The organism is Siphonobacter sp., assembly GCF_048595215.1.
Taxonomy (GTDB): Bacteria; Bacteroidota; Bacteroidia; order Cytophagales; family Spirosomataceae; genus Siphonobacter.
In genome coordinates this window covers 1-7,112 of sequence record NZ_JBMDWJ010000372.1, presented here as the reverse complement: position 1 = coordinate 7,112, position 7,112 = coordinate 1, and the positions used below count along the sequence as shown (strand labels likewise).

Annotated in this window: 5 protein-coding genes; all 5 read right to left on the bottom strand. The window is 51.2% G+C overall.

Features of this window, described 5'->3' with window-relative positions:
• Positions 1–1,543: alpha/beta hydrolase-fold protein (locus tag ACOJTG_RS22940; protein WP_420155938.1), on the bottom strand; the 1,543-nt coding region annotated here is incomplete at its 3' end.
• A 717-nt stretch (positions 1,544–2,260) separates the two neighbouring features.
• Positions 2,261–3,370, bottom strand: a complete 1,110-nt coding sequence (locus ACOJTG_RS22935; RefSeq protein WP_420155937.1) for an alpha/beta hydrolase-fold protein — start codon at positions 3,368–3,370, stop codon at positions 2,261–2,263.
• An 83-nt stretch (positions 3,371–3,453) separates the two neighbouring features.
• Positions 3,454–4,530 carry an alpha/beta hydrolase gene (locus ACOJTG_RS22930; protein ID WP_420155936.1) on the bottom strand — a complete coding sequence of 359 codons (1,077 nt, stop codon included), beginning with the start codon at positions 4,528–4,530 and terminating at the stop codon, positions 3,454–3,456.
• Positions 4,531–4,545: 15 nt separating this feature from the next.
• Positions 4,546–5,691 (bottom strand): alpha/beta hydrolase-fold protein, encoded by a 1,146-nt coding sequence (locus tag ACOJTG_RS22925; protein ID WP_420155939.1) that lies wholly within the window; start codon positions 5,689–5,691, stop codon positions 4,546–4,548.
• A 527-nt stretch (positions 5,692–6,218) separates the two neighbouring features.
• Positions 6,219–7,073, bottom strand: coding sequence for a sialate O-acetylesterase (locus tag ACOJTG_RS22920; protein ID WP_420155935.1), 855 nt, complete (start codon positions 7,071–7,073; stop codon positions 6,219–6,221).
• Between the last annotated feature and the right edge of the window lie 39 nt (positions 7,074–7,112).

Sequence of the window (7,112 nt, the reverse complement as noted above, 5' to 3'; positions counted from 1 at the left end):
TACTTTCAACCAGGGGAATTACGGCCTGTTTCAACTCACTTTCGAAGGCTTTCAGTACGTTTTCGTTGAAACCCGCCAGTCCGCCGCCCATACTCACGTTTCCATCCAGCATAACCACCAGCATAGGTTTGGCCTGCTGATCGGCAATCAGATTATCCAGAATCAAATCCGTTTTCCCCTGAGTAGCCCAGCCGCGTTCATCTTCCCCACCGCCGTGCAAGAGGTACAGAACCGGATATTTCTCGCTGGTATTCTTGTCGTAGCCCGGAGGAGCATACACGTACACCCGACGCCAGCTGTTCGTCACGGGCGAAAAGTACCGTTTCATGCGAATATCGCCGTGTGGTACATCTTTCATAGCAAAGTAGCTGCCGTCCGGGTCCGGAATTTCAATGCCACTGGCCATCCGACTCATCCCGTAGAACGACTCGCTGGCTGGATCGGCTACGGCCATTCCATCAATCAGCAGGGAATAGTAGTGAAAACCCCGGCTCACGGAATCCGTCGTCACTGTCCAGAATCCACTGGTATCTTTCACCATGTCGTACTTTTTGCCCAGGTCTATCTGTACTTTCTGAGCCTCGGGGGCTTTTACACGAAACACCACCCGATTATCCGGTAAAATCTGCGGATACGAGGCGTTGCGAATATTGGTAGTCGCCGACGTGCCCAGCACCGTGTACTTGGAAAGGGAAGCGACGTCAACGGGCTTGAAGAGAAACTGAGAAAACATGTACAGCCCGTTTTTCCAGACTTTAAAATCGTGTACACCCGGTTCGACGTAGTACACGTGCGGTACCTTTTTCTCGTAGAGATAGTCGTGCGTACGTTTGCTGAAGGTAATTAGGTTGTCCTTGTCGCCGCAGGAAATCCAGAGCAGCTTCAGTTTCTTTTTAGCTTCCTCGGGATTGGGTACCAGCTCTTCCGGCTTTCTGGTATTGGGAGCCGAAGAGAAACCGCCCACCCAGGCAAAGGTGTCGAGATTACCCAGACCGAAGTTCAGCGACTGTCCGCCGCCCATCGAAAGACCGGCAATGGCCCGATGTTCGCGGTCCTTCAAGGCAGGGTATTTTTTCTCGACAAATGGAATCAAATCGTTCAACAGATCCTTTTCGAAGGTACTGAACGCTTCTACTTTTTCCTTGTCGAAAATATTGCCAATCGGACGATCATCCTTCATGGCCCGCCCGTTGGGCATGACGACGATCATGGGCTGCAGTTTGTTTTCGGCGTACAGGTTATCCAGGATTACCTGAGGTTTGCCGCCATTCAGCCACTCTTTCTCATCGCCGCCGATCCCGTGTAACAGGTACAAAACGGGATACTTCTTGTTTTTGGCGTATCCGGGCGGGGTGTACACCAGAGCTTTCCGTTTGACGCCCACCGTTTTTGAATCATAGCTTACGGTATCGAGTTTCCCGTGGGCGATGTCGGAGCGGGAAACATCAAAACCTTTGGGGGCTTCTTTTACTGTGGGCTGAGCCAGGGCAGTACCCCAGGTCACGACCCAAACGGTACTGAGGAATAGGGATTTAAGGTTCATGCGTTATAGATCGTTTAATTAGGTCGTTTGAACAGATGGAGTTTCGTGCCGTAAGCATGCTGGCTAGTAGTTGTTTCCATTTCTCCGTGGAACAGTATTGCAGCTTTGAAGCTTCGTTATTCACCTAGACTAGTTTGGTCCTCCTTACTGGCTGTTCGGTAGCCCGTGAGCCCCTCCGTAACTGCCTAGCTTAGCTCAGGCCACCGCATTGTTCCCACCATGGGATGGCCCCCATGGAATGGGCGAGGCAGGTTACTCCGTTGCCCCCATGGAATGGCTCACGGGCGGGAGAGGTTTTCTTCTTTTGGCAGTAGTTGTTGGTTATTTGTTAGTGGTTGTTAGAAGCCAGTCAAATACCTTCATGGACGGCATAAACTCGAACCCCGTCCTATCGCATTCCATGCCGGGCTCAAGCTGCCTTCCATTCCATGGCGGCCACCATGGGATGGCCCCCATGGAATGGTTTCATCCGCAATGCGGTGGCCCAGTGCAGGATGAAAAGAGCGGCGGGCGTGCCTGCATGGAATGCATAGGGACTAAATAACCAGCCGTGCTTGTGAGACGAAATACTGACACTGTGATACTAGTTATTGGTTCTTGGAAAATCTTGATAAAGAATGCCTATGGACTAATAGACCAGTCGTCTCAGCGGGACGAAAACTCTTCCTATTACTAGAATCCTTCGCAAAACTAGTGGCTTTGCGAAGGATCAGTGAATTACTTAAAGAGCAGCGGAGCCAGTTCGTGGAGGCTCCGTCGCCAGGTTTGGAATTCGTGTCCGGTATCGGCGGAGACGTAGGAAACGGCGTTGTATCCCGCCTTTTTCAAGTCTTCGGCGGCTTTTTTCACGGCTTCGGGTCGCTCTTTACTGCCGCAACTGATGAAGATCAACTTCGCTTTGGGTTGGTCTTTTAATTCTTCCGGCGTATATAGTCCACCGCTTAGAAGTCCGTAAGAACCAAATTTCTCGGGCTTGTTGAGGGTAATGGTATGCGTTTCCATGCCGCCCATCGACAAGCCCGCCATGGCCCGATTCGAACGATCCGTAAGGGTTCGGAAATGGGTATCCACGTACGGAATCAGCTCATCAACGAGTACCGTCTGGAAGGGCTCGATCTTGAAATTACGCATACCTCCCATTTTCACTTCATTCGTCATACCGTAGGTCATCACAATGATGAAGGGCTTGATTTTACCCTCAGCAATCAGATTATCCATGATCAGGTTGGCGTGGCCCTGATTACTCCAGGCGGTTTCGTCTTCACCCCAACCGTGTTGTAGATACAATACCGGATATTTTTTCGACGATTCTTTTTCGTACCCCGGCGGCGTGTAGACAAAAGCCCGACGGGAGGTGTTCGTACTCTTGGATGGAAACAGTACCTGTTGCACGTGGCCGTGCGGCACGTCCTTCAGGGCGTAGAAGTCCTGGTCATGGGCGGGAATTTCGATGCCGCTTTCCCAGCGTACGGAGCCGTAATAGTTCTTAGCCCCAGGATCATTGAATTTTCCGCCATCAATGTTCACATTGTAGTAGTGGAACCCTTCATCCATGGGCCCACCCGTCGTACCCACCCAAAACCCGTCGTCACTCTTGGAAAGTAGCGTTCCTCCTTTTCCACCCAGGCCTAGACTTACTCGCACACTATCGGCTTTCGGTGCCTTAATACGGAACCGGGCATAGCCCTGCGAATTGACCTGCGGATATTCCTGACCGGGTTGATTTAAGGTAGAAGGTTTGAAATCTTCTTTCACAGCGGTTTGTGAAAAACTGGTGGTCTGGGCCAGTGCGTAGGCCAGTACGACCGCGATCGTTTTACGAATCATAGCTTTGTTTTTAGAGGTTATTAAGGTTTACACGCAAAAACTCCCCCCGGCTATCTGGTTCAGTATCAGAAGCAAGGGAGGATTTATTTAAACAATTGGGGTAACGTTTGAGCAAGGTATAATTTACAGTTCATCCAGGTATGACCGCCCGGAACGATGATGGGCGTCAGATTCAGCTTCTTACCTTGAAACATGGCAATGTTCTGTTTGACGGGTTCATACAGAAAGTCATCCGTACCCACGCTAATGGTAAACAGTTTCAATTGTTTGTTCATTTGCTCCGCATTCGGCGACCAGTTGGTAAAGTTTTTGGCAAACTCTTCCGTGGCCGTGTACGGAGCATAGGAACAGATGTACGCGAACTTATCGGGATTGGTCAGGCCGATGTTAAGCGTTTGGCCGCCGCCCACCGAAAAGCCCGCCACTGCCCGGTTTTTGCTGTCTTTGTAAACGGGATAATTCGCTTCCACGAATGGAATAATATCGTTAACCAGATCTTTGGTAAAATCAGCCATAGGACTGGGCCGGACGTTCCCGTAGGGCATCACAATCACCATGAGTTTTGCTTTGCCCTGGGCAATCAGATTATCAGCAATCCAGTGAGCCCGTCCTACTTTCGTCCAGGTTTCTTCGGTGTCGGAACCGCCGTGAATCAGGTAAAGGACCGGGTACTTCGTTTTACCATTGGGATCAAAGCCCGGTGGCGTATAAATCAGTACGTTACGCGTTCGACCGAGCGTCGCCGACGGATAGTACCGATAGCTGATTTTGCCATGGGGTACCTTTTGTAAGGAATGAATCAGCGGCTGATCGCCCGGTACATCAACGATGCTTCGCTTGAAGCGTTCATTGGCAAAGATGTAGGTATTGTTGGGATCGGCGATCTGAACGCTGTCTACCGAAAAGCTATAGGGATACACGTCAGGCTTCACCGCGGGTACGGTTACACTCCAGATGCCGGCCGTATCCCTGGTCATCGCTACGGGAGATGCCAGGAATTCACCGTTTAACGTAACTTTTTTAGCGTTCCGGGAAAAATAGCGAAACGTGACGCGATGATCGGGATGTACGTCGGGAGAACTAATGGTGGGCGAACGCTGAGCCATTCCGGCGAAACTCGATCCCAGCAGTACGGACAGAAGATAGATGACTTTTTTCATAGCGGTAAGCTGCGTCTATTGAAAGAGTAAGGGAGCGGTTTCCGCCACATATTTCTTGACATTCATCCAGGTGTGTCCCCCGTCCGTAATCCGGCTTTTGAAGTTCACACTTTTCGCCTTCAGATACTCCATGAATTCGAGGGTGCCTTTGTAGAGAAAATCATCACTCCCTACGCTTACCCACAGTAATTTCAGTTGCTTGTTGGTCTGGGCTGGGTTACTGGCAATGGTCCGGTAGCTCCGCTCCATTTCGGCGGGCGATAGGTAAGAACTATACGCACACACCCAGGCAAAGGTGTCCATGTGGCCAAAGGCGGCCCGGAGGGTTTGTCCCCCACCCCGTGAGAATCCGCCGATGGCCCGGTTTTCCCGATTGGCTAGCGTACGGTAATTTTTCTCGATGTAGGGAATGATGTTCTGGATCAGATCGTCGCCAAAGGCATTCGCCCGATTCACGGCATCGGCATCGTCACGTACGACGGGATCGGCGGGTTTGGCTCCGCCCTTCTGTTCTGTTATCCGGGCGGCGATGTTGCCGTAGGGCATCACGATGATCATCGGTTTCGTTTTCCCCTCCGCCAGCAGGTTATCCAGAATCAGATTCGTCCGACCCACTTTGTAGAAAGTTTCTTCCGTATCCGTGGTACCACTGATGAGGTAGTATACGGGGTATTTTTTAGTGGGATTCTGATCGTATCCCGGTGGTGTGTACACAACCAGCGAGCCCGTTGTACCTTCGACTGATGGATAATATTCGTACGACACCGTTCCATGTGGTACATCTTTCAGGGCATGAATCAACGGCGTATCACCCGGTACATCGACCAGACTGGCCTTGAAACGCTCGTTCGGAAAAAACGCTACATTGGCCGGATCCATAACGGTTACGCCATCGACCTGAAAGCTGTACGGGTAAATATCCGGCTTCACCGGACCTACCGTCACGCTCCAAATGCCCTGTTCATTTTTCGTTAGAGGAACGGCCATTTTTTCGAACTGCCCGCTCAACTTTACTTCCCGGGCCGTTGGGGCCAGATACCGAAACGTAACGGTGTGATCCGCATGAACCTCGGGTGATACCACCAGCGGACCCCTCGGTGGCTGGGCTCGGGCAATGCCGACCAGGCTAAGCAGCAATCCGCTGAACAACCATCGGTTCATACGGGGAATCAGGTAATGGTTTTTCATAGCGTATAGGGGTTTAGAGTATAGAGAGCTTTCAGCCTTATTACAAAAAGCCTGGTTCTTTTAATGCGTTGAAACCTCGTTATTCACCTAGACCGGGTTTGGTCCTTTTTACTGGCCGACTAGTAGCCCGTGAGCATTCCAGGCTGGACCTCTCCGTAACTGCCTAACTTAGCTCAGGTCCACCGCATTGCTCCCCCCATGGAATGGCTCAGGGGCGGGAGAGGTTTTCTTCTTCTGGCAGTTGATCAATATTTGACTAATTGTCAGAAGTTGGTGGTTGTTAAAGTCCAATCGAACTTTTCATGGACGGCATAAATCCGATTCCCTTCCTGTCGCGAACACCGCCTACTTCATCCGCAATGAGGTGGGCAGGATGAAAAGAGCGGTGGGCGTGCCGGCATGGGATGCACATGGACTAAACCACCAGCCGTGTATGCAGGACAAAACACCTACTCTTTAAAACCACTGACTATCAAATATTCACAATGAGAAAAACTTCATTATTCCTTCACCTCATACCCCTGCAGCGACAGCATTCGCATGGCGTATCGCTTACCTAATTCTCGGATGCTTTGGGAGGTAAAGTGAAGTTTATCCGGAACTGCCGGAAGGCCCGCCGAGGAAATGACGTAGGCATTCGGAATGGTTTGGGGTAACGTCGCAATGATGGGATTCATGCTGGCACATTGGCCATGCTGATCCTGATTGACCACTTCGCCCGCAAGTAAGGGTACTGAATCCGGGGCCAGACCGAGATCTTTCAGCAAGTCAGCGTATACTTTCTGTACTTTACCCGGCCAGGCCTTATCACCCGTATTAGACTCTCCCTGATGGAGCAAAATTCCTTTAATCACTCCCTGTTTCTGGGCCAGTCGAGCCAGGGTCACCAGTCGTTCGTAAGGGTTACCGCCGTACGCATTCGCCATATTGATCATCCAGGGTCTTTCCGCAGCTGAAGAGTCCAGATAAGATCGATACTGAACTTTATCAAAAATCTCGATCTTACTACCGCCCACCGCTACCGGTACGACGCCCACCCGTACCGAGTCGGGTAAATGGGCGATCAGCGTACGGCCAAAATAGTCGGCCGGTGACAGGCGGGTATTACACCGAAACAGGGGTGGTTTGGCCGGGTACCAGTTACCCTGGTTACGTCCGAGCTGCGGACAATCCACCGCGGCCAGTAGCTGAAATCGGGCACTGACTGTCGTATCCTGGGCCTCGATTGCAGCGGGCCCTTCCATGTTAGACTGGCCGAGGCAGAGGTAAATATGAAAGTTAGGGTCTTGGGCAAACGCATGTTCACGACCGAACGCGATGCAGCATAGGAACCAAAGCATACCAATCTTTTTCATACAGGTCAGGTTTAGAGGTCAATCGAAAGCGTAAAACAG

Excerpts from the sequence above, each read along its gene's own strand:
- ACOJTG_RS22935 (WP_420155937.1), bottom strand. The coding sequence starts at position 3,370 with ATGATTCGTAAAACGATCGCGGTCGTACTGGCCTACGCACTGGCCCAG.
- ACOJTG_RS22930 (WP_420155936.1), bottom strand. The coding sequence starts at position 4,530 with ATGAAAAAAGTCATCTATCTTCTGTCCGTACTGCTGGGATCGAGTTTC.
- ACOJTG_RS22925 (WP_420155939.1), bottom strand. The coding sequence starts at position 5,691 with ATGAACCGATGGTTGTTCAGCGGATTGCTGCTTAGCCTGGTCGGCATT.
- ACOJTG_RS22920 (WP_420155935.1), bottom strand. The coding sequence starts at position 7,073 with ATGAAAAAGATTGGTATGCTTTGGTTCCTATGCTGCATCGCGTTCGGT.